Here is a 26,331-nt window from a genome sequence, read left to right as displayed (position 1 = left end):
AGCGCCCTGGCCCGCACCGGGCGGGTCGCGCTGCGCCGCACCATCGCGCCGACGGCCGCGGTCAGCCGCTCGTCGCGGACCAGCGGACCGGCGCCGTCGACCAGGGCGGTGTGCAGCCGCAACAGGGCGCGCCCCAGGACCGGGTCGTCCAGCACGGGCTGGTCGAACAGCGGCAGCGGCACCGGCCCGTCCCCGCCGCCTCCCGCGTCGGCGAGGACGCCCCGCATCACATCCGGGCCGATGTGCATGATGCGGTACTTGTAGCCGAGTTCGGCGGCCGCCTCCCCGTCATGCGGATCGTCCGGGTTGAACACCATCACCATGCCTGCCCCGCTGGTGCGCAGCGCGCCCCGGCAGCGGAAGCGCTGCGCGCCGATCTCGGTGACGGCGAAGGAGTAGGTGTCGTGGCTGTGCGGATGGAAACGATGACTGAAGAAGTGCGCGTGCATGGCCTCGACGGACCGCTCCGGGTCACGCCAGTACCGCGCCCAGTCCCCCGAACCCCCGCCGCCCGCCGCACCGCCTCCGCCCATCACCCCATTCTGCCGTCTCGCACCAGCGTTCAATACGGGGCCTCGGGGGCCGGGCGAAGGTGACGGCATGCGATTCGACACCAAGATCGCCGTCATCGTCCGGGACGACCTCGCCGACTGGCAGAAGCTGAACGTGACGGCCTTCCTCTCCAGCGGGCTCTCCCACGCCACCGACGAGATCGTCGGCAAGCCGTACGAGGACGCCTCGGGCAACACGTACCTCCCGATGTTCCGCGAACCGGTCCTCGTCTACGCCGCCGACGCCCCCGGCCTCTTCCGCGCCCACAGCCGCGCCCTCACCCGCGCCCTCCCGACGGCCCTCTACACGGAGGAGCTGTTCGGCACCGACAACGAGGACGACAACCGCGCCACGGTCCGCACCGTCGAGGCCCCCGACCTCAACCTGGTCGGCCTCGCCCTCTACGGCCCGCGCAGCCAAGTGGACAAGGTGACGCGGGGCCTGCGGCTGCACCGCTGAACGGCGCCTGCCCCGACCGGCGCGGACCACCTCCGCCCCGAGTCGGGGCGGGGGCGCGCCGTTTCACCGGGACATCGCCGTTGTGCACGACCTCGTCGCAGCACCGCTGGGCGCTCGCAGCCCGTGGGGCGGTCACCGAACGACGCCGATGGGTTCGGGCAACAGTTCCAAGGGTGAATGCGTGGTTCTGGCGCGGCATTCGGGCTCGGGGGCTGGCACTCTGCTTCGGGTGCGATCGCCGTGTTGGGTCGGAAGCCGGGGGGCTGGCGTGGTAGTTGGGCACACCGCGGGCGATGCGTTCGCCGATCCCACCCCCGCGTCGCGGTTCGCTGACGGTGACCGGTCGCTCAGGGTGCCACGTCACGTGGCATGTGTGATGGACGGCAACGGTCGGTGGGCGGCCCAGCGGTCGCTGCCGCGTACGTCAGGTCATCGGGCGGCGGAGACGACCGTGATCGACGTCATCGAGGCGGCCCGGACCGCGGGCGTGGAGTGGCTGAGCCTGTACGCCTTCTCCACCGAGAACTGGAGCCGTCCGAGTTCCGAGGTCGACTATTTGATGCGGTTGGTGCGCGGGGTGGTGCGCAAGCACGCGCCGCTGCTGCATGCGCGGGGGATCCGCTGCCGTTTCCTCGGGGTGAGCGACCCGAGGATCCCTCGGGCGCTGGCACGCGACTTCGCCGACGTGATGACACTGACCGGCGACAATCGAGGTATGACCTTGACCGTCGCGTTCGATCACGGCGGGCGCGGGGACATCGTCGCGGCCGCGCGGTCACTGATCCGCGCGGGTGTGGCGGCCGAGGCGGTGAACGAGCGGAGTTTCGCCGCCCATCTGCCCTTCCCTGACACACCCGATGTGGACCTGGTCATCCGAACCTCGGGGGAACAGCGCATCTCCAACTTCATGCTCTGGCAGGTCGCCTACGCGGAATGGGTCTTCCCGACAGTGCTGTGGCCTGACTTCCGCGCGCCGCACTTCCTCCAATGCCTGCACACCTACCGGGAACGCGATCGCCGCTTCGGTGGCGTGCCGCCCGAGCGGAACGGAGACTCCCGATCGTGACCATCGCAGACGGCGGACACCCCGACAGCGCCCAGGACGGTGCGACCGAGTTCGACGGCGGTACGTCACGGCCGAGCGCGGCGAACGGACAGGAGCCGTTGTTCGGTGCGGGCTCGCAGTTCCAGGAATTCGTGGGCGATCCGCGCTGGGCGCTGGCCATGGTCCGGGCGACCGTGCTGGAGGCCGCGCATCCGCAGATCGGCGCCGCGCTGATCGACAACTCCACCTTCGTCGCCCACCCGTGGCGACGGCTGCGCAACACCCTCCGCAGCTTGCAGCGCATGTTCGGTGACGACGAACAGGTACGGCTCCGGGAGGCGGCACGACTGAACCGCCTCCACGCACGGCTCAACGGAACCGACCCGCGGGACCGGCCCTACAGCGCGATGGACCCCGCTGTACGGGCCTGGGTGGTGGCGACCATGTTCGAGAGCACCGTGACCATGTGCCGACTGAGCGGACAGCCTCTTGAGCAGCACGCCATGGAGAGGCTGTACGCCGAGTTCCAGGCGTACCTGGCCGCCATGGGGGACGAGTCCGGTCACCTGCCGCCCACCCTCTCCGAGTTCTGGCCCTACTACGACCACGTGGTGGCCCAGGAGCTGGAGAACACCGAGGCGATGCGGATCATCCTCTACAAGCTGTTCGACCATCTGCCCGCTCCGGCCCTGCTGGGCGGGCTGCCCACACTGTGGGCCACCGGCCGGGCCGTCGTCGGCCCGCTCATCGGGACGATCACCGTTGCCTCGCTCCCGGAACCCTTCCGCCGGCGTGCCGGGCTGCCCGAGATGCCCGGTGCCCAGACCCTGATGCAGGGGGCCTACCTGGTCGTCGGTCTGACCCGGTTCCTGCCGGACGGCTGGATGCGGGCTGACGCCATCGCCGACCTGCTGGCTCTCTCGCCCGGCAGTGACGACCCGCGGGCTCGGGCGGTCACCGCCCTGCACGACAAGATGAGGCGGGCCGGTGCCCTGATCCGGCTCATCACGCCTCTCCCTGCGCAACCGGAACCCGTCTCCCGTACCGGCACCGAACGCAGTGCGGAGGAGTTCTTCCGCGAGGTACTCGACCAGACCGGCGACGGGTACCTGGACTGGCCGGACCTCGCCGCCATGGCCCGCGAACTGTCCACCCGCCTCGATCTGGACGAGCCCGAGGAAACAAGGCTCTACAACGCCTACGCCGACTGGTGGCGTGAACTCCAGACGGCACTGGACACCGACGGTGACGGCCGCGTCAGCGCCCGCGAGTACGCCACCGCCGTTCCCTCCCTGGCCGGACCCGCACTGATCAAGGTCGCCGAGGTCCTCTTCGACGCCACGGACAAGGACGGCGACCAGCACATCGACGCAGATGAATACCGGACGCTGTTCCGGACCGCGTTCCACCGCGACACCGTCGGCACCGACCGTACCTACACGCGCGGCGCCTTCATCGGGGACTTCCTGTCCTTCATGTCCGGCCGCCGACGATCGACGGCCTACGACCCTCTGCTCGCCCAGCCGTGAGCCGCTCAGGAGACACCGCCCTCGGTCGGGGATGAGGCAGGATGGGCCCATGAGCATCGTCAAGATCAATGTGCTGACCGTTCCCGAGGAGCAGCGCGAGGTGCTGGAGAAGCGCTTCGCCTCCCGCGCCGGGACCGTGGAGAACTCCGACGGCTTCGAGTGGTTCGAACTGCTGCGCCCGGTCGAGGGCACCGACCAGTACCTCGTCTACACGCGCTGGCGCAGCGAGGAGGACTTCCAGGCGTGGATGGAGGGCCCGATGAAGGCGGCCCACCAGCGCGGCGGCGAGGACGCCCCGCAGCAGAAGCCCGCCGCGTCCGGCTCCACCCTGTGGTCCTTCGAGGTCGTCCAGCAGGCCTCCCCGAAGCAGGGCTGAGGCGGCCTCCGCGCCCACGGCTGATCGCGCGGTCAGCCGTGGGTGAAGGCCGTCTGGAGCAGATCGGCGAGGAGGGCCGCGCAGGAGCCGTCGGGGTCGAGGTCGGGGTCGTAGATGGTGAGGTTGAGGCCCACGCAGTGCTCCGACCGCACCAGGACCCGCAGCAGCGGGCCGAGCTCCTCGGGCAGCAGGCCACCGGGGTCGGGGCTGTCGACGGCGGGCATCACGGCCGGGTCCAGCACGTCCGCGTCCAGGTGCACCCAGAAGCCCTCGGTCGCGGGCGCTTCGAGGCTCCGCAGGACCGTGTCCGCCGCTTCCTCGGCGCCCCGCTTCCGTATCTCCTCGACCGTCATGTTCGCGATCTTCAACGCGGTCAGCTCGGCCCGCTCCGTGTCGTACTCCCGGATCCCCAGGAGCTGGACGTCCTCGTCCTTCAGGTACGGGCGGAGCCCCTCGATGTCCGTCAGGTCCGCCTGGCCCCGGCCGGTCGCGAGGGCCAGCTCTTCGCCGCCCGCCGCGCCGATCCGGTCGGAGTTCCCGGGATGCCGGAAGTCCGAGGAGCCGTCGATGACGGCGAGTCCGTACCGCCCGATGCGGCGGAGCGCCACCGAGGCGCCGAGCTGGATGGAACAGTCCCCGCCCAGCACGACCGGGAAGTCCCCCGCCCGGACGTGGCGTTCGATCCGGTCGGCGAGCTTGCGGGTGTACGCCGCGATGGCCCCGGCGTTGAACACGCCGTCGCCCTCGCGCCAGTCACCGCGGTCATAGCGGGGCGGCACGACGACGCCACCTTCGACCGCCCCGAGCCGCTCCACCACCCGCTGCTCCCGCAGGGCACCCGCCAGCTTGTAACACCCGGGCACGGTCCCGTCGCCCGGCGGCCGGAGGCCGAGGTTGGAGGGGGCGTCGATGACGACAATGCGGCGCATCCCGCCATCCTGGCCGCTCGGGACGGCACGGTCCACCGCATCAGGGAGAAGGAACCTCGTCCCGCCACGGACGAACACGATACGTTTGCCCACCACCAGTTCGCGGGATGAGGGGATTCCGGTGGGCGCCGAGCACCAGCACACCGCCGTCCGGCTCCCCGAGGGGCCCTGGTGGGACTGGGAGGTCATTGCCTGGGACACCCACCAGTTCCGGTTGGCTGCCGGGCACGACCTCACCTACCACCACGGCCTGGAACTCGTCTTCGGCGAGCCGGCCTTCGTCAGCTGCCCGACGATGTTTCACGACCCGGTCTTCCGCGCGCCAACGCCCAGTGAGCTGGAGACGATCACACGACGGCTAGGTGAACCGCCGGGCGCCCTGTTGGCCTTCGAAGCGGACGCGCATGGCGAGGAGCCTGCCACCGGTCTCGTCGCCGCGGAGCGGCTGGAGATCGTCCACGAAACCGTTCTGCGGTACTGGCGGCCGGACTCTGCCCCGGGGCAGCGTTTCGCCCCGTGGGTGCGTCCACCGGACGGTGGGTGAACCCTGTCCTGAAGTCATCGGTGGGGGTCAGGGCACCGGTGCCGTGAAGTGGGAGGTTCAACTAGGGTCTTCTCGTGTACGGGAGTGTCAGCGAGAAGCCGGTGCCCGCCCGCGGGGACGGGCAGCGCATTCTGGTCGTGGACGACGAGTCCAGGATCGCCGAACTGCTCTCGACCACCCTGGAGCTGGCTGGGTATCAGGTCGGCACCGCGGCCACCGGGGGCGAGGCGCTGGACCGGGTGGGGCGGGAGCGGCCGGATCTGGTGATCCTGGATGTGATGCTGCCCGATCTGGACGGGTTCACCGTGTGCCGGCGGCTGGTGGCGGCCGACGAGGACCATCCGCCGGTTCTCTTCCTCACCGCACGCGACTCGCTGGATTCGCTGGTCACGGGGCTGGGCATCGGCGCGAACGACTACGTGACCAAGCCGTTCCGGATCGCCGAGGTGCTGGCCCGGGTGCAGGTGCTGCTGCGCGGGCGGCGGCGCGGGGTGCGGGAGGAGGAGCCGCCGCGGTACGCGGATCTGGTGCTGGACGACACGACCCGGCAGGCCCGGCGGGGCCGCCGCGCGCTGGACCTCACCCCGGCCGAGTACCGGCTGTTGCGCTATCTGCTGGTCAACGCCGGGCGGGTGGTGTCCAAGGAGCAGATCGGCGAGCACCTGTGGTTCAAGGACCACCGGAGCTACGGGGACAACGCCATCGAGAAGCTGATCTCCCGGCTGCGGCACAAGGTCGACGAGGCGGAACCGGCGCTGATCCACACCCGCCGTGGCTTCGGCTACTGGCTCGGCCGACTCACCGCCGTATGAACGACAATCTGCGTGGGGACGAGCGGCAGCAGCGGGTGGAGGTGCTGCTGCACGAACTGCGCACCTCCCTGACGACCATCCGCGGCTGGGCCGAACTCCCGCTCCAGGGGCTCAGCGACGACCCCGAGCTGATGGTGCGCGCCCTGCGGCGGATCCAGGACGAGGCCGACCACATGTACGAGGGGATCCAGCGGGTGTTCCCCCATGCGCACGCCACCTGGGAACGGCCGCCGCACCTGGAGCCGGTGGATCTGCGGGACGTGGCCGACGAGGCGGTCGCGGACCTGGGGCTGCTCGATCCCGAACGTCCCATCGCCCGGGAGGACTCCGGCCCGGCGACGCTCGTCGCCGATGCCCGGCTGCTGCGGCACGCCGTCCGCAATCTGCTGGGCAACGCGCTCCAGCACACCCCCGCCGGTTCCCCGGTGACGGTGGCCGTGCGCGGCCCGGCGAGCGGGCCCGGCGGGGAGCCGCGGGTCGAACTGTCGGTCGGCGACCGGGGCCCTGGCATGGGCCCGCGGGCGATCGCCCGGCTGACCACGCCGTACCAGGAGGACGACCACAGCGAACCGGGTGGCGGCCTCGGGCTGACCATCGTGCGGCGGGTGGTCGACCTGCACGGCGGTGAGGTGGCCGTGAGCAGCGCGCCCGACCGCGGTACGACGGTCACTGTGGCCTTGCCCACAGTCAGCGTTTCGTCAGGCAACTGACCGGGCGGCGTCAGGTCGGCGGGGTTCGCTGGTCATCACGTCCCCGGTGCACACAGGTTCACGCTCCGCTCCTGTCGGAATCCCCCACCCGAGGAGAGACATGACCGAGACGCTGGCAGAGACCACGCCCCACTCCGACGAGCCGATTCCCGCGTACCCGATGCCGCGGGCGTCCGGATGCCCCTTCGACCCGCCCCCGGCCGCGCAGGCGCTGCACGCCGAACGGCCGGTCGCGAAGGTGCGGATGTGGGACGGCAGCACCCCGTGGCTGGTGACCCGGTACGCCGACGGGCGCGCCCTGCTCGCCGATCCGCGCGTCAGCTCCCAGTCCACGCTGCCCGGCTTTCCGCACCCGAACGCGGGCTTCCGCGAGAACGCCCGGCGGCGCCGTTCCTTCATCGCCATGGACGACCCCGAGCACGCGCGGATCCGCCGCATGGTCACCGCGCCGTTCGCCATCAAGCGGGTCGAGGCGCTGCGGCCGTCCATCCAGAGGATCACCGATGAGCTGATCGACACGATGCTGGCCGGGCCCGCCCCGGCCGATCTGGTGAGCGCGTTCGCCCTGCCGCTGCCGTCCCTGGTGATCTGCACGCTCCTCGGGGTGCCGTACGAGGACCACGAGTTCTTCCAGGAGAAGAGCTCGCTCATGATCAACCGATACTCGTCGGCCGAGGACATGATCGGCGCCAGCGACGCGCTGACGGACTATCTGGACGAGCTTCTCGGGGTCAAACTCGCCGAGCCCGCCGACGACATGCTCTCCGAGCTGGCCACCCGGGTCAGGAGCGGTGAGCTGACCCGGCGCGAGGCCGCCAGCATGGGCGTCCTGCTGCTGATCGCCGGTCATGAGACCACCGCCAACATGATCGCCCTCGGCACGGTCGCCCTGCTGGAGAACCCCGACCAGCTCGCCGTCCTGCGGGAGACCGACGACCCGAAGGTGGTCGCCAAGGCCGTGGAGGAGCTGCTGCGTTACCTGACCATCGTGCACAACGGGCGGGGCCGGGTCGCGCTGGAAGATATCGAGGTCGGCGACGCAACCATCCGCGCCGGGGACGGCATCATCATCTACACCGGCACCGGCAATCGGGACCCGGAGCTGTTCCCCGAGCCCGACCGGCTGGACATCGGCCGCGACGCCCGCCGCCACATGGCGTTCGGCTTCGGCGTCCACCAGTGCCTGGGCCAGCCGCTCGCCCGGGTGGAGCTCCAGGTCGTCTACGGCACGCTCTACCGCCGCATCCCCACCCTGCGGCTGGCCACCGGCGCCGACCAACTGCCGTACAAGCACGACGGCCTGGTGTACGGCGTCTACGAGCTGCCCGTCACCTGGGACGCGTGAGCGAAGGAGTCAAGGGAGTCACCATGCGAGTGGAAGTCGATGTTCCCAAGTGTGTCGCGTCCGGACAGTGCGTGATGATCGCACCCGATGTGTTCGACCAGCGGGACGAGGACGGGATGGTCGTGCTGCTGGACGAGAGGCCCGGCGCCGAACTCCACGACGACGTACGGGAGTCCGCGCTGATCTGCCCGGCGGCGGCGATCCGGGTGGTGGAGGAGGCGTGAGACGCGTCGTCGTGGTCGGCGCCTCCGCCGCCGGGCTCGCGGCGGTGGAGACGCTGCGCCGGGCGGGGTACGACGGCACCGTCACCCTCGTCGGCGACGAACCGCACCCCCCGTACGACCGGCCGCCGCTGTCCAAGCAGATCCTCGACGGGCGGTGGGATCCCGGACGGCTGCCGCTGCGCGGCCGGGACCAGCTGGACGCGCTCGGGCTCGACCTGCGGCTCGGCGTCGCCGCGACCGGGCTCGACCCGGCCGGGCGTACGGTCGCGCTCGCCGACGGGGCCGAGGTGCCGTACGACGGGCTGGTCGTCGCCACCGGCGTACGGCCGCGGCGGCTGCCCGGCGATCAGCGGGGCTGCCATGTGCTGCGCACCCTGGACGACGCGCTGGCGCTGCGGGACCGGCTGACGGCGGGGACGCGGCTGGTGGTGGTCGGCGCCGGGTTCCTCGGCGCCGAGGCCGCCGCCGTGGCGCGCGGGCTGGGCGCGGAGGTCACCCTGCTGGAACCGGCGCCGGTGCCGCTGGCGCCCGCGGTCGGCGAGGACGTCGGCCGGGTGCTGTCGCGGGCGCACCTCGACCACGGCGTGGACCTGCGCACCGGGGTCACGGTGGCCGAGGTGACCGGCGGCGGGGTGCGGCTGGCGGACGGCGGCCTGGTCGCGGCGGACGAGGTGCTGGTCGCGGTCGGTTCGGTGCCCAACACCGAGTGGCTGGAGGGCAGCGGCCTCGCGCTGGGCAACGGGCTGGAGTGCGACGAGTTCAGCGCCGCCGCGCCCGGTGTCTACGGCGCGGGGGACGTCGCGTGCTGGCACAACCCGCTGTTCGGCACGGCGATGCGGATCGAGCACCGTACGAACGCCACCGAGCAGGGCATGGCGGCGGCCCGCAATCTGCTCGCCCCGGCCCCGGAGGCGCGGCGGCCGTTCGCGCCGGTGCCGTACTTCTGGTCGGACCAGTACGGGCTGCGGATCCAGGCGTACGGCCATCTGCGCGGCCACGAGGAGGTGGCCGTGGTCGAAGGCTCCCTGGACGAGGGGGCGTTCCTGGCCGCGTACCGCCGCGGGGACCGGCTGACCGGGGTGCTGGCCGTGGGCGTGTCGCCCAAGGTGCTGCGCGGCTGGCGGCAGTCGATCGCCGCCGGAGCGCGGTGGGCGGACACGGTGTCCCGGGCCACGACGGCGGTGTGACGCCTCGCGGGGGCGGGACGCGGGTCAGACCGCGTCCGGTCCCCGCTCCCCCGTGCGGACGCGCACGAAGTCGTCGACGGGGACGGCCCACACCTTGCCGTCGCCGATCCGCCCGGTGCGGGCGGCGTTCACGATGGCGTCCATGACGGCGTCGGCCTCGGCGTCCTCCACGACCACCTCGATGCGCGCCTTGGGCACGAAGTCGATGCGGTACTCGGCGCCGCGGTAGACCTCGGTGTGGCCGCGCTGCCGACCGAAGCCGCTGGCCTCGGTGACGGTGAGGCCCTGCACACCGATCTCCAGCAGCGCCGTCTTCACATCGTCCAGCTTGAACGGCTTGACGATCGCCGTGATCAGCTTCATGGGGTGGGGGTCCTGTCCGGGTGGTGCGGCGGGCGGTGGACGGCGTTCTGCGGCACGCCGTGGCCCAGAACCCCGTGATCATAGGCGCTCTCGGCGTGGACGGCGAGGTCGAGTCCGGACCGTTCGTCCTCCTCCGACGCCCGGAAGCCCATGGTCCGGTCGATGAGCTTCCCGATGCCGTACGTCATGACGAACGCGTACGCGCCCACCGCCAGCACCGCCACGATCTGCTTGCCCAGCTGTCCCACGCCGCCGCCGGACAGCAGTCCGGTGGGGCCGTCGGTCATCGCGGAGGTGGCGAACACGCCGATCAGCACGGTGCCGACGATCCCGGCCACCAGGTGAACGCCGACGACGTCGAGCGAATCGTCGTAGCCGAAGCGGAACTTCCAGCCCACCGCGTACGAGCAGAGCACCCCGGCCGCGAGCCCGATCAGCAGCGCCCCGGCGACGCCCACGGAGCCGCACGACGGGGTGATCGCGACCAGCCCGGCCACCGCGCCGGACGCGGCGCCGAGGGTGGTGGCGTGGCCGTCGCGGACCTTCTCGACCACGAGCCAGCCCAGCAGCCCGGTGCAGCCCGCCGCCTGGGTGTTGACGAACGCGGCGGCCGCCAGGCCGTTCGCCCCCATCGCCGACCCGGCGTTGAACCCGAACCAACCGAACCACAGCAGCCCGGCGCCGAGCAGCACCAGCGGCAGGTTGTGCGGCCGCATGGCCTCCTTCTTGAAGCCGATCCGCGGCCCGAGCAGCAGCGCCAGCGCCAGCCCGGAGGCCCCGCAGTTGACCTCCACGACGGTGCCGCCCGCGAAGTCCAGCGCCTGGAGCTTCTCCAGGATCCAGCCGCCCGGCCCGAACACCCAGTGCGCCACCGGAACGTATACGAGCAGCGTCCACACGGCGACGAACGCCACCCACGCCCCGAACCGGGCCCGGTCCGCGATCGCCCCGCTGATCAGTGCGGCCGTGATGATGGCGAAGGTGAGCTGGAAGGCGGCGTGGAGCAACGTCGGCACCGACCCGGTCAGGTCCGTCGGGCCGATCCCGCGCATCCCCGCGAACTCGAGGCCGCCGAGCAGCCCGGCGCCGCCGAGGTCCTTGCCGAACGCGAGGCTGTAGCCGACGAGCAGCCAGATCACGGTGACGACGGCGATGGAGACGAAGCTCATCATCAGCATGTTCAGCGCGCTCTTGGCCCGCACCATGCCGCCGTAGAACAGGGCGAGCCCTGGCGTCATGAGCAGCACGAGCGCGGTGCTGGCCAGCAGCCAGGCGGTGTCGCCGGCGTCGAATCCGGTCGGCATGTCGATATGTCACCTTCCCAGTCGGCATGGCGCGCATCGAAGGGTGCTCGATGGCCATCAGGGAAGGTTCACGTCCGGTCGTTTCCACTTGCGCACGGACGTGTTTCCTCGATGTTTCGTGTTGCGTCGGCGTTTCCCTTCGCTCACCGCGGTCCGCATAGCGAACAGGGAGCAGGGGACTAAGCCCGCTGAGCAGCTCGCCAGGCCGCGATCCGGCCCGCCGCGATGTCCACGGCCAGGAACGCGGCCAGCGGGATGCCCAGCAGCGGCAGGTAGTAGCCCACCACGGCGGCCCCGACGGCCAGCGGGGCCAGGACGTACCCCGGCACCTGCCGCCAGGCGCCGCGCGGGAGGGGGCGGCCGAAGGCGCCGGTGCGGCCGCGCTGCCACCACATGCGGTAGCCCCACACGATGAGCAGGATCAGGGAGAGGGCGAGGGCCGCGAGGGCGAGTTGGTTGACGATGCCGAAGAGGATTCCGGTGTGCAGGTCGATGCCCCACCGGCTGAGCTTGGCCAGCAGCGGATAGTCGGCGAACCGCACGGTGTCGGTGACCTCGCCGGTGGCGGGGGCGACGGCGACCGCGTCCTGCTTCTCCGGCCAGCTGCGCTGGATCTGGCTGACCGTGTACGCGGCGCTCGGGCCGGACGGCGGCACGATCTCCACCGGGTCGCCCAGGCCCTTCGCCCGGGCGGCCTTCAGCACGGTGTCGTAGCCGACGTCGGTGGTCCGGTGCCCGCCGTCCGAACCGCCCATGTCCATCCCCGGCATGGTGCCGTGACCGGCGTGTTCACCGGTGAGGCCGGAAGCCACGGCCGGGGTGGACTGGTTGACCGCGGCGCGGAGGTCGGTGACGTTCGCCCCGGCGTACGTGGACCAGGTGAGCCCGGTGGCGGACAGGAAGAACAGCCCCGCGGCCACCCAGACGCCGAGGCCGCCGTGCAGGGCCAGGGTGCGGCGGCGGCCGGTGGCGGGAGCGGTGTCGGGGGTGCGCTTGTTACGGCGGCGGCGGGCGAACCAGAGCAGCAGCCCGCCACCGGTGATCACCCACAGCCAGCTGGCGGCGAGTTCGCTGTAGAGGCGGCCGCTCTGCCCGAGGTGCAGATCGCGGTGGAACTCGTCGATCCAGGTGCGCAGCGGCAGCGCGCCGGTGCTGCCGTACTGCTCCAGCGCGCCGCGCACCTTGGCGGTGTACGGGTCGACGAAGACGGCGCGGGTGTGGCCCTCGGCGACCCCCTTCACGCCGGAGAGCATGACCCGGGTGGTGGCGGTGTCGTCCGGCGAGGGGCGCACCGCGCTGATCGTGCCCTCCGGATGGGCCTTGCGGGCCGCGTCGATCTGCCGGGAGAGGGGCAGCTTGATGTCACCGGCCGGGACGCGCAGCTCATGGCCGTACACGAGCTTCTCGGCCTGGTAGGAGCCCGCGTACAGCAGTCCCGTGGTGGCCGCGATGAGCAGGAACGGGGCGACGAGGACACCGGCGTAGAAGTGCAGCCGCAGCACCAGGGGGCGCAGGACGGACCAGGCCGAGCGGGCGGGGGCGTCCCGGTCGGCCACGTCGTCGACGGCGGCGCCGGCGGCGTCGTCGGCCGGGGCGACGTGTTCGTCGGTGGACATGGACGGCCCTCCAGGCTCGGGGGTGGTACGGGGCGTACTCGTGGTGCGGGGCGTACTCGTCCAGTAGTCGGGGCGGAGGAGGGTTGAGTTCCGAGGAGTTTTGTGGCCTGCGTCACACGTGTGCGCGTTTTATCAACTTGGGACGAGTTCACACCGTCGACCGAGGTGGGTGACACGATGACCGGCATGACACCCGGCCCAGCTCTCCGCACCACACGTGCCGCGATCTTCGCGGTGGTGTGCGTGGTGATGGCGGCGGTGGGCCACGCGGTGATGTCCGGCGGGGCCGTGCCGGGATGGATGCTGGGCGCGGCGTTCCTCGCCACCGCCTCCGCGGCGTGGTGGCTGACGGGGCGCCAGCGCGGCGGCGCGGTCGTGACCGGGGCGACGGTGGGGGCGCAGCTCGCGCTGCACCTGCTGTTCCACTTCTCGCAGTCCGCCGCGATGACACAGGCGCCCATGCGGCACGGCGAGCACGACGGCGGGGGCGTGAGCGGCGGCCCCGGCATGCACGGCATGGCGGGCATGGCCGGGATGGCCGACGCGCACATGACGTCGGCGGCGGACGGCATCACCCCCGGCATGCTGCTGGCCCACGCGCTGGCCGCGCTGGTGTGCGGGCTGTGGCTGTGGTGCGGCGAGGCCGCCGCGTTCCGGCTGGGCCGCACGCTCGCGGCCGCCGTCTTCGTACCGCTGCGCCTGGTCCTGCGGCTGCTGGGCGCCGATGTCCTGCCGCTTCCGGTGCGTCGCCTTCCGGCGCGGCCGGGGGCGGGGCGGGCGCTGCGCGCGGCGCTGCTGCACTACGTGGTCGCCCGGAGAGGTCCGCCAGAGGGTCTCGTGCGCATCTGACCCGCCTGTCGCGACCGGTGACGGGCGGAAGCCCGTGACTTCCCGGAGGACCTCAGGCGATGACCCCTGCCCTCGTACCGGATCGCGATCAGCAGATCACCGCATGGGCGCTGGCCGCCCGCGACGGCGACGCGGACGCGGTCGAGCACTTCATCCGCGCCACCCATCTCGACGTCTGGCGCTTCGTCGTCCACTTGAGCGGCGATGTGCACGGCGCCGACGACCTGACCCAGGAGACGTATCTGCGGGCGCTGGCCGGGCTGCCCGGGTTCGCCGGGCGCTCCTGCGCCCGCACCTGGCTGCTGTCGATCGCCCGTCGTGCGGTCGCCGACCGCTACCGCGCCGCGGCGGCCCGCCCCCGTATCGCCGAGACGACCGACTGGTGGACGGTCGCCGAACGGGCGCAGCCCACCGGGCTGCCCGGCTTCGAGGAGGGCGTGGCGCTGCTCGAACTGCTGGCGACGCTGGACGCCCCGCGCCGCGAGGCGTTCGTCCTCACCCAGCTCCTCGGGCTCCCCTACGCCGACGCCGCCTCGGCCACGGGCTGCCCCGTGGGGACGGTGCGGTCCCGGGTGTCCCGCGCCCGCGAGCACATGACCGCGCTGTTGCGGGCGGCCGAGGACAGCTATCCGCTGACAGCTGCCCGCTGACAGCTATCTGCCGACAGCTATCCGCTGACACATTTCACTATCTGTCATCTGTTGTGAGGAGTCTGTCCGATGTCAACTGTGCGTACGATGCGCCGTCTCGGTGCCGTGAGCGCCGCCGCGATCGCCGCGACGATCGCGTTCGCGGGGCCCGCCTCCGCCCATGCGGAGGTCACGGCCTCCAACGCCCAGGCGCTGGCCAAGGACGTCGTCCTCACCTTCACGGGCGAGGCCGAGTCGGAGTCCGGCGGCTTCACCGAGGTGCGCGTGGTACTGCCCGAAGGCATCGCGCCGGGGGACGTCACGCTGGACGAGGCGCCCAAGGGCTGGAAGATGACGTCCACGAAGGACGGCTACACCCTCAGCGGGCCGAAGCTGGCCGTGGGGACGAACGCCGTCCACAAGGTCAAGGTGCGGCAGCTGCCCGACGCGAAGTCGCTGGCGTTCAAGACCATCGAGACCTACAGCGACGGCAAGGTCTCGCGCTGGATCGAACTGCCCGGCGACGGCCCGGAGCCGGAGGAGCCCGCGCCGGTCCTCGAACTGAAGGCGGCGGCCGCCGGGGCCAAGCCGGCGAAGTCACCCTCCCCGTCCCCGTCCCGGGACGCCGCGGACAAGGCGTCCGACAAGGCGTCCGGCACGAGCGACAAGGCGTCCGGCGACAGCGGCACGACGGAGAAGAAGGCGGACGAGGAGGAGAACAGCAACGCGGGCGCCGCCACCGCGATCGGCATCAGCATCGGCGTCCTGATCGTCGCGGGTGCGGGCCTGTGGGTGTTCAAGCAGCGCCGCTCGGCCGGATGACCCGTCAGCCGCTCGCCTCCGCCAGCTGCTTGTAGAAGAAGCTGCAATCCTCCAGCGAGCCGCCCGGGTCGGCGGCGTAGTCGGGGACGATGCCGTAGCGCGTCCAGCCGTCGGCCAGGTAGACGCGCTCGGCCTGGCTGCCGGTCACGGTGTCCAGCATCAGCAGGGTGACGCCGGAGGCGCGGGCGGCCGCCTCCGCGGTGGCCAGCAGCGCCCGAGCCAGGCCCCGGCCGCGGGCGGCGCGGTGCACGGCCAGCTTGATGACCTCGGCGCGGTGCCGTCCGTTCGGCTTGCGGGCCAGGGCCAGGCTGACGGTGCCGACGATGCCGCCCGCGCTCTCCGGGTCGCGGCAGACCCAGACGAGCAGGCTGCCGTCGGCCACCGCCGGGCCCTGGGCCTGCCACCACGCCGCGGCGGCCTCGTGGTCGAAGGGGGCGAGGAATCCCATGGAGGCGCCGTCGCCGACGGCGTCGGCCAGGACCTCGGCGAGGCCCTTGACGCTGTCGGGGAACGTCTCGGCGGTCAGGAGGTCTATCGGGGGCATGGCGGGCTTCCTCTCCCGGAGCCGAACCGGCGGTGCGTCCGGCGTGGCATCGTGGCTGACCGCCGCATCATCCCAGGCCAGCCGCGCGCGCATGCGAAAAAGGCCGCCACCCGGAGCGAGGTCCGGGCGGCGGCCCCGGGGAGGGAGACGGAGGGCTCAGACGCTGAGCAGCCGCTCCAGGACGTTGCGGTAGCCGCGCATGGCCAGGCGCAGCTCCTCCGTCTCCTCGGTGCCCGCGGCGCCTTCGTGCCAGGCGGCGCGGAGGGTGTGGCGGCGTTCGGCGAGGAGGTCGACCAGCCGGGCGGAGACCTCTTCGAGGAGGGCGTCCGCCTCTTCCACCGAGCCGCGCGGGGCGTCCACGAAGCTGCTGACCGCGTACCGCAGACGCTGGTTCAGCTTGTCGTGCTCGCTCGTCGGCAGGACGGGGAAGCTGGGCCCGTCCGGGGTGGCCGTCTGCTCCACACCGCCGCCGCCCATCGGTGGGCCCGGAGGCGGCACTTCGTGCTTCTCCAGGCCGTGCCGACGGTCGCCGTTGGTGTGCTCGGGGCCGGGGCTGTAGTCCGCCCCCAGGCCGACATTCCGCTCGGGGCCGAGGTTCCGCTCGGGGCCGGTGTTCCGCTCGGGGCCGTAGTCCGTCATCATGCACCGGCCTTCCCGATGTGCCAGGCGTGGCTCTTCCGGCCCGCCCTACCGGTGTGCCCGTGATGCCCCTGGTGCCTGTCGGGCGCGTGGTGGGGCGGTTTCACCAGCTCCTCGAAGAAGGGCCGGGCGTGCACCACGGCCTCGCGCAGCTCCTCGGTGTCGGCCCGGCCCTCACGGGCGCGGGCGGCCGCGACGTGGATCTGCCGGTAGCCCTGGACACAGTCCGCGTGGTGCACGGACAGGGCCGCGACCTGCTCCTCGTAGCGGTCGGACGGATAGCCGCGGTCCCGCGCGAGGCGTGCGAGCAGCTGGTCCGCCCCGGCCACCGCGCGCTCCGGGGACTCGATGAACAGTTCCTGGGTGCCCACCCATTCGGCCAGATAGCGCTCGCGCAGCTCTCCGGAGAGGGGTTCGGTCTTGAGGTCCCGATACAGCCGCAACCGTTCGCCGAGTTCGCGCTCCGCCGCCTTGGTGTCGCCCGCGTGCTCGGCGACGTTCAGGTCGTACTCGGGTCCGAAGTGGCGTCGCAGAGCACTCCTCCCGCCGCCCCCACGCACACGTACCACGATGCCCGCGGCGAGCACGGCCGCGACGACGACCGCGGCAACAACCACGATGATGCTCGCGCCAGTTGACATGGTCTGCTTCTGCCTTCCCGCAGGTGCCCCCCTGTTCGGGGGCTCTACGACGCCGGGTAGCCCGCTCCCCGGTGCTCAAACTGTGCCAAATTTCGATGCGGTGGTTGACCGGCGGATGCCAGGATGCCGCCCATGCCCCGTACGCCCGAGGCGCCGTACGCCGCCGGTCCGTCACCCTGGGCCGTCGCCGCGCGGCCCGTCACCGACCCGGTCGCGGTCACGCTGCTGCGCGAGTACATGACCGACGTGGCCGACCGCTACTACCGGCTGCACGAGGGGCGCGACGCGACGCCCGAGGAGATCGAGCGGGCGCTGCGGGAGATGCCCAGCGACGACCTGACCCCGCCCGACGGGGTGCTGCTGGTGGCGCATCACAACGGCGACGCGGCCGGGTGCGCGGGCCTGCGGCGACAGGACGGCCACACCGGGCAGGGCCCGCACCGCCGAGCTGAAGCGGGTGTTCCTGCGCCCCGGCAAGCGCGGGCTCGGCGGGGGCGCCGCGCTGCTCGCCGCCATCGACGCGGCCGCGGGCGAGCTGGGCGTCGTACGGATCGTGCTGGACACCCGGCGCGATCTGGTCGAGGCGCGGGCGCTGTACGCACGCCACGGCTACCGGGACGTACCGGCGTTCAGCGAGGGGCCGTACGCCGAGGTGTGGATGGCCAAGGACCTCGTGTGACGGACGCCGTACGGCTCACGGGGACTCCGTACGGCTCACGGGGGGCGCCGTACGGCTCATGGGGGCGGCTCCCGGCGCCAGGGGCGCTCCGCGTCCGAGCCGCACATCTCCCGCGTCAGCTCGTCCACCAGCTCGACCAGATCCGTCGACCGGTCCGGTGACCACCAGTCGCCCAGCAGCTCGGCCAGCGACGCCTCGCGCGCCCGGAAGAGGCGTTCCGCGACCTCCCGGCCCTTGGGAGTCAGGGTCAGGTCGAGCCCGTACCGCGCGCCGAGCCCGCGTTCCTCGATCTGGCGCGCCGCGCCGAGGATGGCCCGCAGCGGTACGGGCGTGCGCTCGGCCAGGACGGCGGGCTCGACGGAGCCGTAGTGCAGGATGCGCAGCAGCATCCAGCTGGCGGCCGGGAGCAGGTCGAGCCCGGCGCGCTCGGTGATGTCGACGTAGACCTTCCGGCGGCCCTCGCGGCTGCCCAGCAGCGACAGGGCCCGCGCGCATTCGTCGTGCGAGGAGCGTTCGACGGGGTTGCTGGCCAGGACCTCGCCGCCCTCGGGCGCCGTGACGCTGGCGCGCAGCGGCTCCTCCCGCAGGAACCAGGCGAGGACGAACGCGAGCAGCACGACCGGGACCGCGTAGAGGAACACGTCGGTGATGGAGAGGGCGTACGCGTGCACCACCCCGGCGCGGTCGCCCGGTGGCAGCCGCCCGAGGGCGCGGGGGTCGGCGGCGAGCCCGCCGGGGGTGATGCCCGGCGGCAGCGGCCGCCCGGCGAGCGCGTCGGCGATCTTGGGGGTGAGGTTGCCCGCGAAGATCGAGCCGAAGACGGACACGCCGAAGGAGGCGCCGATGGAGCGGAAGAAGGTCGCGCCGGAGGTGGCGACGCCGAGGTCCTGGTAGCTGACCGAGTTCTGCACGATCAGCACCAGCACCTGGATGACCAGTCCGAGCCCGCAGCCGAAGACGAAGAAGTAGAGGCTGGTCTCGACGACCCCGCTGGTCTCGCGCAGCTGGTGCAGGAGCAGCAGCCCGATGCCGGTCACTGCGGTGCCCAGGATCGGGAAGACCTTGTAGCGGCCGGTGCGGCTGACCAGTTCGCCGGAGACGGTGGAGCACAGCAGCATGCCGAGGACCATCGGCAGCATGTGGACGCCGGAGAGGGTCGGCGAGACGCCCTGGACGACCTGGAGGAAGGTCGGCAGGTAGATCAGGCTGCCGAACATCGCGAAGCCGACGACGAAGCCGATGACCGCGCACAGCGTGAAGGTGCGGCTGCGGAAGAGCTTCAGCGGCAGCACCGGTTCGGCGGCCCGCCGCTCCACGTGGACGAACGCGACCAGCAGGACGGCGCCGAGCGCCGCGAGCCCCAGGATCTGCCAGGACCCCCAGCCGAAGCTGACGCCGCCGAGCGAGGCCATGAGCACCAGGGCGGCGGCCACCGCGGCGATGAGGCCGGTGCCGAGGTAGTCGATGGTGTGGCGGGTGCGGCCGACCGGGATGTGCAGCACGGAGGCGATGACGAGGAGCGCGACGACGCCGACGGGGAGGTTGATGTAGAACACCCAGCGCCAGCTGAGGTGGTCGACGAAGAGCCCGCCGAGCAGCGGCCCCAGCACGCTGGTGAAGCTGAAGACGGCGCCGAAGAGCCCCTGGTAGCGGCCGCGTTCACGGGGCGGGACGATATCGCCGACGATGGCCATCGACAGCACGATCAGCCCGCCGCCGCCCAGCCCCTGCACCCCGCGGAAGGCGATCAGCTGCCCCATGCTCTGGGCGAGCCCGCACAGCGCCGAGCCCGCCAGGAAGATGACGATGGCGGCCTGGAAGAGCTTCTTGCGCCCGTACTGGTCGCCGAGCTTGCCCCACAGCGGGGTGGCGGCGGTGGAGGCGAGCAGATACGCGGTCACCACCCAGGACAGGTGGTCGAGACCGCCGAGGTCGCTGACGATGGTCGGCAGCGCGGTGGAGACGATGGTCTGGTCGAGCGCCGCGAGCAGCATGCCGAGCAGCAGGGCGCCGATGGCCACCAGGACCGTGCGCTTCGGCCGCCCCTGCTCGGGGCCCGGAACCACGGGGTCCGGGACCGGAGCCGGGCGGCCGGCGTCCTGCGCCATGACGACTCCTCGGACTCCTCGGCTGCTCGCCCTCCCATCCTCTCCCCAACGCGCCCTTTATGCCCTGTTACGGTCGGCCGGGCCGGGTGCGTCCGTGACGCACCCGGCACCCCTCCTGACGACGAACGCATGCGCGGAAGCCGATCAGATGCGCATAATCGCAGCGAATTACAGGGAGGGAAATTTCGTGACGGCAGACTCCTGCCCGCACTGCTACGCACCGTTCCGCGCGAACGGCCGACCCAGCTGTGCGTGCGCCGCACGCGCCACCACCGCGGGCCCGGCGGCCGGGCCCGCGACCGGCGACACCAGTGCGCAGACCACCGACGACCAGACGACCGGCGCCCGGGCGGCCGCCCCACGGGCCGACGACCAGCCGCGCGCGGTCCGTCCGTATCTCAGGCTCTCCGGCGAGCGCGGGAGCGGACCCCGCCCGCGCGACGTCGGGAAGTTCTTCCGTAAGTCGAAGGGCGAGGCGGAACCCGCCGCGGCGGAACCCGCCGACGCGGGATCCGGACCGCAGCGCGGCCAGGAGCCCGGACCGCGGCCGGGCGCGGCGGGGGACGCCGCCGACGAGACCCAGGTGATCGACCGCATCGCGCCCATCACCCCGGTCGACCGCATCACGCCCGGCGGTCCCGTCGACCGCACCCGGGTGATCGACCGCATCACCGCGGCGGGCCGCCGCGACAGCGCCGCCCGGACGGCCGCCGGAGGAGCCACGGGCTCCGCCATGGGATCCGTCACGGGGCCCGTCACGGGAGCCGCCCACGGGGAGGGGCACGGTGGCGGGTCCGGCAGCGAGACCGTCAGCAGCTCCGACGGCGGCGGTGGCCGCCGCCGCAAGAACCGCCGCAAGCCCGTCGCCACGGCGGTCGCGGGGGCCGCCGCGGTGGTCGTGGCCGGAACGCTGGCGTTCACCACCGGCCTGCTGGGCGGCAGCAAGGACGGCGGCGGCAAGCGCAGCGACAGCGCGCTCGGCGATACGCAGACCAGCGTCCCGGACGAGCCGCCGACCGAGGACGAGGGCGCCACCCCGTCCCGCCGCTCCACGCCGAGCAAGAAGCCCAGCGCCTCGCAGTCCCCCGCGAAGCCGCCGAGCGCGAGCCGCAACCAGGACCGCGCGACGCCCCCGGCGCCCCGTACGCCCTCGGCGCCGCCCACGACCCGTCCGACCACCCCACCGGAGCCGGACAGGCCCAGCACACCGGACAAGCCGCGGCAGCCGACCAAGCCGCCGTCCACCGAACCCTCGAAGACCCCCGAACCCACCGGCCCGCCGGTGCTGCGCGAGGGCGACAGCGGGGCCGAGGTCACCGAGCTCCAGAAGCGGCTGACCCAGCTGCTGCTGTTCATCGGCACCGCGGACGGCGAGTACGACGACGCGGTGAAGAACGCCGTCGTGGCGTACCAGGTCCGGTACGACATCAAGGGGGACCCGGAGGGCGTCTACGGCGAGAACACCCGCCGGGACCTGGAGGCGCGCACCGACGAGCCGTAGAAAAGCGGGGGCCGTGTCGAAAGACACCCCCGGCCCCTGGCGTACGGGCGGACCGCTTTGTATCGTGGAGGAACAAAGTGGTTCCGCCCGTTTTCCCTGACCGGCGGGCGGAGCCACTTGTGTCTCTTTGGCCTGCCCGCGCCCTGTCCGCCTCCCGCCGCGCCCTGGAGTCCCCCATGTCGCTCACCGCCCGCGCCCTGCTGCTCGACATGGACGGCACGCTGGTGAACTCGGACGCCGTGGTCGAGCGCTACTGGCGGATCTGGGCCGCCGACCAGGGACTGGACCCCGACGCCGTGCTCAAGGTGGTCCACGGCCGCCAGGCGCACGCCACCATGGCGGCGCTGCTGCCGGACCGGCCCGTGGAACAGAACCTGGCCGACAACCGGTGGATGCTCGAACGGGAGACCACCGACCTGGACGGCGTCGTGCCGATCACCGGCGCACCCGCCTTCATGGCCGCGCTCGACGGCCTGCCGCACGCCCTCGTCACCTCCGCCGACGACGGCCTCGCCCGGGCCAGGATGGGGGCGGCCGGACTGCCGCTGCCCGCCGTCCTGGTGACGGCGGAGCGGGTCGGGGCGAGCAAGCCGGACCCGGAGGGCTTTCTGAAGGGCGCCGCCGAACTGGGCTTCGCGCCGCACGACTGCGTGGTCTTCGAGGACTCGGAGGTCGGCATCGCAGCGGGCCGGGCGGCCGGGATGCGCGTGGTCGGCGTCGGGCCGCGCGCCGCGGCCCACGCCCCGGACGCCCACGTGACGGATCTGGCACAGGTGCGGGTCGAGGCGCTGCCCGGCGACGGCGGCCTGCGGCTGCACGTCGCGGATTGACGCCCCGACGCGCCCCGGCACCCGTAAAACACCCGGCTCAGCGGCTCACGCCGCCACCGCCTCGTACAGGCTGAAGCCGCCCAGCGCCAGCATCACCAGCGCCGCGACCTTGGTGATCAGCCGCAGCGGTACGTGCTTCATCAGGGTGCGGCCGCCCAGGATGCCCAGCCCCGCGACCGCCCACAGGGCCAGCACCGCGCCCACGCCGACCGACAGCGGATCGTCGTAGCGGGCGGCGAGGTTGGCGGTCATGATCTGGGTGAGATCGCCGAACTCGGCGACCAGGATCAGCGTGAAGCCCGCCCCGGCGACCTTCCAGAAGGACTGGTCGGCGGGCTTGCTGATCTCCTCCTCGTCCTCGTCCTTCTTCAGCAGCAGCATCGCCGCGCCGCCGAGGAAGAGCACGCCGACGACCGTCTGGAGCAGCCGGTGCGGCAGCAGGCCGAGCACGCTGCCCGCCGCGATGGCGATCCCGACGTGGAGGGCGAAGGCGGCGGCGACGCCCGCGAAGACGTACGAGGCGCGGTAGCGGGTGCCGAGCATGAGCCCGGCCAGGGCGGTCTTGTCGGGCAGCTCGGCGAGGAAGACGACGCCGAAGACCACGGCGGCGACGGTGAAGCTGAACACGGGCTGGATACCTCATAGGGTCGGGCCGCACCGAGGGGCCCGGGGAAAGGGGTCGCTTCGGCACGGCAGCGTCGAACACTGCGGCCGAAGGTCTCGCTGGCGTACGCGACCCGCCTGATGCGGCGGCCGCCTCGTACGCTCCGGGCGCCGGCCCGCACCTCGAGGGGCGGGCAGTATGTCGACGGTCCGGCGAGGAGCTACTCCCCTTCTGCTGCCGACCAGCCTACGGGACGCCTCCCGCGCGTCCTGCCCGGGGGGCACCACCAGCGGCGACGGGGGTGACGCGGCGGGGCACACGGCCCCGGCGCGGCGGGCGACGGCGGCTCCGGAGCGCATCCCGCGCCCCGCCTCCTTTCTGAAGCCCCTTGCGTTGACATGACCGCGTCGCCACTCTGTTACCTGGCGCCTGCCCCACGTCCACCCGGCGCCACCACGATGGCCGCGTTGGCGTGGCCAACGACCCCCCACTCCTAGGGAGTTCGCATGTCGCACATGCACGACCGTAGGCGCGTCTACGCGCGTCGCGCCGCCGTCTTCGGCGGGTTCGCCGGGCTGCTGGGCACGCTGATGCTCAGCGGACCGTCCGCCGAGGCGGCCCCACCCACCCCGCCGAGCGCCGCCACCGCCCGCACCCAGCTGGCCGCGCTGACGGTCAAGGCCGAGGGGTCGTCCGACGGTTACAGCCGGGACAAGTTCCCGCACTGGATCACCCAGAACGGCTCCTGCAACACCCGCGAGGAGGTCCTCAAGCGCGACGGCACCAACGTCCAGACCAACTCCAGCTGCGCGGCCACCAGCGGCACCTGGAAGTCCGCGTACGACGGCGAGACCTGGACCGCCTCCTCCGACGTGGACATCGACCACGTCATCCCGCTCTCCGAGGCGTGGAAGTCCGGCGCCAGCAGCTGGACCACCGCCCAGCGCCAGGCCCTCGCCAACGACCTGACCCACGCGCAGCTGATAGCCGTGACCGACAACGTCAACCAGGCCAAGGGCGACAAGGACCCGGCCGAGTGGCTGCCGCCGCTGGCGTCGTACCACTGCATGTACGCGCGCATGTGGGTCTCGGTGAAGTCCGCCTACAAGCTCAACGTCGACTCGGCGGAGAAGGCCAAGCTGAGCGACATCCTGAGCGGCTGCTGATGCGCTGACCACCCAGCGGAACCGCGAAGCCGCCTCCGACGTTCCGTACCGTACGACGCGTACGGTACGGACGCGGAGCGACGGAGGAGGGCCGGATGGCCGGGCTGCGCCTGGGACCACTGCTGCGGCAGGTGGACTGGGAGACGGGGACGGACGCGACCGTCTGGGTGGAGGCCGACCGGCCCTGCGAGGCCGAGGTGCGCTGCGCCGACGGCGCGGGCGGCACGGCCCGCACCTGGCAGATCGCCGGACATCACTACGCGCTGATCCCGGTCGCCGGGCTGCGGCCGGGCGCCGAGACGGCGTACCGGGTGCTGCTGGACGGCGAGCAGGTGTGGCCGCTGCCGGACTCCCGCTTCCCGGACTCCACGATCCGCACGCCCGCCGCACCCGGTGGCCCGACTCGTAGTCCCGAGGCCGTGCGGGTCGCCTTCGGCTCCTGCCGGTGGGCCGCGCCGCCGTCCGACGCCTCGCACGACCCGGTGGGCCCCGACGCCCTGGACACCCTCGCGCACACGCTCGCCACCTCGCCCGGGGCCCCGCGCCCCGATGTGCTCGTCCTGCTGGGCGACCAGGTGTACGCGGACGAGACCTCCGCCGAGACCCGCCGCTGGCTGGCCGAACGCCGCGATCTGTCGGAGCCGCCGGGCGACCAGGTCGCGGACTACGAGGAATACACGCGGCTGTACTACGAGTCCTGGCTCGACCCCGAGGTGCGGTGGCTGCTGTCCACCGTGCCCAGCTGCATGATCTTCGACGACCACGACGTCATAGACGACTGGAACACCAGCGAGGCGTGGCTGAACCGGATGCGCGGCACGCCGTGGTGGCGCGAGCGCATCCTGAGCGGCCTGATGTCGTACTGGGTGCACCAGCACCTCGGCAACCTCTCCCCCGCCGAACTCGCCGCCGACGGCCTGTACGCGGCGGTGCGGGACAGCGAGGACGGTACGGAGGCGCTGCGGGCCTTCGCCGCCCGGGCCGACGCCGACCCGGCGTACACCCGGTGGAGCTACCGCCGCGACTTCGGCCCGGTGCGGCTGCTGATGGTCGACACGCGCGGCGCCCGGGTGCTGGGCGAGGGCGCGCGGGAGATGGTGGAGGCCAAGGAGCTGGCCTGGGTGCGGCAGCAGGCCCTGGACGGGGCCGGGACGTACGACCACCTCCTCATCGGCACCTCCCTGCCCTGGCTGCTGCCGCACTTCGTGCACGACGTGGAGGCGTGGAACGCCTCGGTGTGCGGCGGGCGGCGCGGGGCGCGCTGGGCGCGGATCGGCGAGGATCTGCGGCAGCGCGGCGACTTGGAGCACTGGGCCGCCTTCCCCGAGTCCTTCGACGCCCTGACCGATCTGATCGCCGAGGTCGGCGAGGGGGCCGACGCGCCCGCCACGATCAGTGTGCTGTCGGGCGACGTCCACCACGCGTACATCGCCGAACCGGACTGGTCCCGCTGGCCGCGCCGCCCGGTCAGCGAGGTCCGCCAGCTGACCTGCTCCCCCGTGCACAACAGCATCCACGCCTCGATCCGCGTCGGCTTCCGCTTCGGCTGGAGCCGGGCGGGCCGCGCGCTGGGCCGCGTCTTCACCCGCCACGGCCGCGTCCCGGCGCCCCGGCTGAGCTGGCGCAAGACGGGCGGCCCCTGGTTCGGCAACCAGCTGATGACCCTGACACTCCAGGGCAGATCGGCGCGGCTGCGCCTGGATCAGGCCGTCCAGGCCCCGGAACCCCATCTGGTCACGCCGCTGCGGACGTCCTGGCCGGAGGGCTAGGGGCGCCAGGGGCGCCTCACGCTCCGGAGGATCTTTTCCCGGACGGTGATGTGACCGGCGTCGGGGTCGAGGACCCCGCCGAGGCGGGCGAACGCCCGGTCGGTCAGGTCGAGGCACTTGGGTGCCGCCCGCGTCCACGCGAAGGTGCCGCGGTCGGTGATGCGCACGGTCAGGGACCTGCCGTTCGCGACGTTGGTGACCTTCACCCGGGTCCCGAACGGCAGCTGGGGCCTGCGGCTCAGCGAGGTCGCCGCGGTGTTCCTGGCGTTGTCGAAGAGCTGACCGCTCGCCGTGCGGGCACCGGCCCGCATCGGCCCGTAGTGCGTGGCCCAGCACTCCTTGCCCGCGGGCGGGATGTCGCGCACCGGAGCGAACCCCAACGCGGCGGACAGCGCCGCGGTCCCGGCGGCACCGGCGGCCACCCGGACGAGCGGGGCGCGCTTTCCCCTCACCATGACGACACCACCATGACGACGTCCCTTCCCCCGGGGAGGGCTCGATCCCCCGCGCGACCGGCGGCACACACCCGAACGGCCGTGCGCGGGTGCCGCCGGA

28 protein-coding genes and 1 pseudogene are annotated in these 26,331 nt (G+C 72.6%); 18 read left to right on the top strand and 11 right to left on the bottom strand.

Translation table 11 applies throughout. The features are described from left to right. Positions 1 to 533, bottom strand: a 533-nt coding sequence (locus EEJ42_RS28175) for an AraC family ligand binding domain-containing protein (protein WP_246097439.1), incomplete at its 3' end; no start/stop codon positions are given. Positions 534 to 600: 67 nt separating this feature from the next. On the opposite strand from EEJ42_RS28175, the gene EEJ42_RS28170 reads away from it, so the two are divergent. The 4 genes from EEJ42_RS28170 to EEJ42_RS28155 all read left to right on the top strand — a co-directional run bounded on the left by EEJ42_RS28170 (position 601) and on the right by EEJ42_RS28155 (position 3,961). Beyond that, positions 601 to 1,011, top strand: coding sequence for a DUF2000 domain-containing protein (locus EEJ42_RS28170; RefSeq protein ID WP_123104238.1), 411 nt, complete (start codon positions 601 to 603; stop codon positions 1,009 to 1,011). Between the two features lie 352 nt (positions 1,012 to 1,363). Next, entirely contained in the window at positions 1,364 to 2,077 is a 714-nt protein-coding gene (gene uppS, locus EEJ42_RS28165) for a polyprenyl diphosphate synthase (protein ID WP_281291521.1), read from the top strand. Between the two features lie 98 nt (positions 2,078 to 2,175). Beyond that, entirely contained in the window at positions 2,176 to 3,585 is a 1,410-nt protein-coding gene (locus EEJ42_RS28160; RefSeq protein WP_246097440.1) for an oxygenase MpaB family protein, read from the top strand. A 49-nt stretch (positions 3,586 to 3,634) separates the two neighbouring features. Next, on the top strand, positions 3,635 to 3,961 hold the full coding sequence (locus EEJ42_RS28155; protein WP_123104232.1) for an antibiotic biosynthesis monooxygenase family protein: 327 nt from the start codon (positions 3,635 to 3,637) through the stop codon (positions 3,959 to 3,961). Between the two features lie 32 nt (positions 3,962 to 3,993). On the opposite strand, the gene EEJ42_RS28150 is transcribed toward EEJ42_RS28155, so the two are convergent. Beyond that, the gene (locus tag EEJ42_RS28150) at positions 3,994 to 4,890 is read right to left on the bottom strand and encodes an arginase family protein (RefSeq protein ID WP_123104230.1); all 897 of its coding nucleotides are present in this window, start codon (positions 4,888 to 4,890) and stop codon (positions 3,994 to 3,996) included. 121 nt (positions 4,891 to 5,011) lie between these two features. On the opposite strand from EEJ42_RS28150, the gene EEJ42_RS28145 reads away from it, so the two are divergent. From EEJ42_RS28145 to EEJ42_RS28120, 6 genes are all read left to right on the top strand, one after another. Continuing rightward, positions 5,012 to 5,434, top strand: a complete 423-nt coding sequence (locus EEJ42_RS28145; protein ID WP_123104228.1) for a hypothetical protein — start codon at positions 5,012 to 5,014, stop codon at positions 5,432 to 5,434. Positions 5,435 to 5,508: 74 nt separating this feature from the next. Further along, entirely contained in the window at positions 5,509 to 6,246 is a 738-nt protein-coding gene (locus tag EEJ42_RS28140) for a response regulator transcription factor (protein ID WP_123104226.1), read from the top strand. Then, positions 6,243 to 6,956, top strand: a complete 714-nt coding sequence (locus EEJ42_RS28135; RefSeq protein ID WP_123104224.1) for a sensor histidine kinase — start codon at positions 6,243 to 6,245, stop codon at positions 6,954 to 6,956. Before EEJ42_RS28140 ends, EEJ42_RS28135 begins: the two co-directional genes overlap by 4 nt. Before the next feature lie 100 nt (positions 6,957 to 7,056). Next, on the top strand, positions 7,057 to 8,301 hold the full coding sequence (locus EEJ42_RS28130) for a cytochrome P450 (RefSeq protein WP_123104222.1): 1,245 nt from the start codon (positions 7,057 to 7,059) through the stop codon (positions 8,299 to 8,301). Positions 8,302 to 8,324: 23 nt separating this feature from the next. Next, positions 8,325 to 8,525 carry a ferredoxin gene (locus EEJ42_RS28125; protein WP_123104220.1) on the top strand — a complete coding sequence of 67 codons (201 nt, stop codon included), beginning with the start codon at positions 8,325 to 8,327 and terminating at the stop codon, positions 8,523 to 8,525. Then, positions 8,522 to 9,712 carry an NAD(P)/FAD-dependent oxidoreductase gene (locus tag EEJ42_RS28120; protein WP_123104218.1) on the top strand — a complete coding sequence of 397 codons (1,191 nt, stop codon included), beginning with the start codon at positions 8,522 to 8,524 and terminating at the stop codon, positions 9,710 to 9,712. Before EEJ42_RS28125 ends, EEJ42_RS28120 begins: the two co-directional genes overlap by 4 nt. 24 nt (positions 9,713 to 9,736) lie before the next feature. Here the strand turns inward: EEJ42_RS28120 and EEJ42_RS28115 are convergent, their stop codons facing one another. The 3 genes from EEJ42_RS28115 to EEJ42_RS28105 form a co-directional block, all read right to left on the bottom strand. Then, on the bottom strand, positions 9,737 to 10,075 hold the full coding sequence (locus tag EEJ42_RS28115; protein ID WP_009718330.1) for a P-II family nitrogen regulator: 339 nt from the start codon (positions 10,073 to 10,075) through the stop codon (positions 9,737 to 9,739). Further along, positions 10,072 to 11,379 carry an ammonium transporter gene (locus EEJ42_RS28110; protein WP_123104216.1) on the bottom strand — a complete coding sequence of 436 codons (1,308 nt, stop codon included), beginning with the start codon at positions 11,377 to 11,379 and terminating at the stop codon, positions 10,072 to 10,074. The genes EEJ42_RS28115 and EEJ42_RS28110 overlap by 4 nt, the downstream gene beginning before the upstream one ends. Before the next feature lie 179 nt (positions 11,380 to 11,558). Beyond that, positions 11,559 to 12,995 carry a PepSY-associated TM helix domain-containing protein gene (locus EEJ42_RS28105; RefSeq protein ID WP_123104214.1) on the bottom strand — a complete coding sequence of 479 codons (1,437 nt, stop codon included), beginning with the start codon at positions 12,993 to 12,995 and terminating at the stop codon, positions 11,559 to 11,561. A 186-nt stretch (positions 12,996 to 13,181) separates the two neighbouring features. Here EEJ42_RS28105 and EEJ42_RS28100 point away from each other — a divergent pair, with 186 nt between their 5' ends. The 3 genes from EEJ42_RS28100 to EEJ42_RS28090 all read left to right on the top strand — a co-directional run bounded on the left by EEJ42_RS28100 (position 13,182) and on the right by EEJ42_RS28090 (position 15,295). Beyond that, on the top strand, positions 13,182 to 13,844 hold the full coding sequence (locus tag EEJ42_RS28100; protein ID WP_123104252.1) for a hypothetical protein: 663 nt from the start codon (positions 13,182 to 13,184) through the stop codon (positions 13,842 to 13,844). Between the two features lie 59 nt (positions 13,845 to 13,903). Further along, positions 13,904 to 14,494, top strand: coding sequence for a sigma-70 family RNA polymerase sigma factor (locus EEJ42_RS28095; RefSeq protein ID WP_123104212.1), 591 nt, complete (start codon positions 13,904 to 13,906; stop codon positions 14,492 to 14,494). Positions 14,495 to 14,563: 69 nt separating this feature from the next. Continuing rightward, on the top strand, positions 14,564 to 15,295 hold the full coding sequence (locus EEJ42_RS28090; protein ID WP_123104210.1) for a DUF1775 domain-containing protein: 732 nt from the start codon (positions 14,564 to 14,566) through the stop codon (positions 15,293 to 15,295). 4 nt (positions 15,296 to 15,299) lie between these two features. Here the strand turns inward: EEJ42_RS28090 and EEJ42_RS28085 are convergent, their stop codons facing one another. From EEJ42_RS28085 to EEJ42_RS28075, 3 genes are all read right to left on the bottom strand, one after another. Continuing rightward, entirely contained in the window at positions 15,300 to 15,839 is a 540-nt protein-coding gene (locus EEJ42_RS28085; protein ID WP_123104208.1) for a GNAT family N-acetyltransferase, read from the bottom strand. Positions 15,840 to 15,995: 156 nt separating this feature from the next. Beyond that, positions 15,996 to 16,481, bottom strand: a complete 486-nt coding sequence (locus tag EEJ42_RS28080) for a hypothetical protein (protein WP_246097438.1) — start codon at positions 16,479 to 16,481, stop codon at positions 15,996 to 15,998. Continuing rightward, positions 16,478 to 17,119 (bottom strand): hypothetical protein, encoded by a 642-nt coding sequence (locus tag EEJ42_RS28075; protein WP_123104204.1) that lies wholly within the window; start codon positions 17,117 to 17,119, stop codon positions 16,478 to 16,480. Before EEJ42_RS28075 ends, EEJ42_RS28080 begins: the two co-directional genes overlap by 4 nt. 123 nt (positions 17,120 to 17,242) lie before the next feature. Here EEJ42_RS28075 and EEJ42_RS28070 point away from each other — a divergent pair. Beyond that, positions 17,243 to 17,798, top strand: a pseudogene (locus EEJ42_RS28070) (GNAT family N-acetyltransferase). Between the two features lie 56 nt (positions 17,799 to 17,854). Here the strand turns inward: EEJ42_RS28070 and EEJ42_RS28065 are convergent. Then, entirely contained in the window at positions 17,855 to 19,906 is a 2,052-nt protein-coding gene (locus EEJ42_RS28065) for an MDR family MFS transporter (protein WP_184503309.1), read from the bottom strand. 187 nt (positions 19,907 to 20,093) lie between these two features. Between EEJ42_RS28065 and EEJ42_RS28060 the strand changes: the two genes are divergently transcribed. Further along, positions 20,094 to 21,407, top strand: coding sequence for a peptidoglycan-binding domain-containing protein (locus tag EEJ42_RS28060; RefSeq protein WP_123104202.1), 1,314 nt, complete (start codon positions 20,094 to 20,096; stop codon positions 21,405 to 21,407). 176 nt (positions 21,408 to 21,583) lie between these two features. Further along, positions 21,584 to 22,237 (top strand): HAD-IA family hydrolase, encoded by a 654-nt coding sequence (locus EEJ42_RS28055; RefSeq protein ID WP_123104200.1) that lies wholly within the window; start codon positions 21,584 to 21,586, stop codon positions 22,235 to 22,237. A 45-nt stretch (positions 22,238 to 22,282) separates the two neighbouring features. On the opposite strand, the gene EEJ42_RS28050 is transcribed toward EEJ42_RS28055, so the two are convergent. Continuing rightward, positions 22,283 to 22,864, bottom strand: coding sequence for a TMEM165/GDT1 family protein (locus EEJ42_RS28050; RefSeq protein WP_123104198.1), 582 nt, complete (start codon positions 22,862 to 22,864; stop codon positions 22,283 to 22,285). A 483-nt stretch (positions 22,865 to 23,347) separates the two neighbouring features. Between EEJ42_RS28050 and EEJ42_RS28045 the strand changes: the two genes are divergently transcribed. After that, entirely contained in the window at positions 23,348 to 24,007 is a 660-nt protein-coding gene (locus EEJ42_RS28045; RefSeq protein ID WP_123104196.1) for an HNH endonuclease family protein, read from the top strand. A gap of 95 nt (positions 24,008 to 24,102) precedes the next feature. Beyond that, entirely contained in the window at positions 24,103 to 25,776 is a 1,674-nt protein-coding gene (locus EEJ42_RS28040; protein ID WP_123104194.1) for an alkaline phosphatase D family protein, read from the top strand. Here EEJ42_RS28040 and EEJ42_RS28035 read toward each other — a convergent pair. Beyond that, a complete protein-coding gene (locus EEJ42_RS28035; RefSeq protein ID WP_123104192.1) occupies positions 25,773 to 26,231 on the bottom strand; it encodes a septal ring lytic transglycosylase RlpA family protein in 459 nt (152 codons plus the stop codon). The genes EEJ42_RS28040 and EEJ42_RS28035 overlap by 4 nt on opposite strands. Between the last annotated feature and the right edge of the window lie 100 nt (positions 26,232 to 26,331).

The organism is Streptomyces botrytidirepellens, assembly GCF_003721215.1.
GTDB lineage: Bacteria > Actinomycetota > Actinomycetes > Streptomycetales > Streptomycetaceae > Streptomyces > Streptomyces himastatinicus.
The sequence above is the reverse complement of the archived record's forward strand: the minus strand, read 5'-3'. Positions and strand labels throughout refer to the sequence as shown.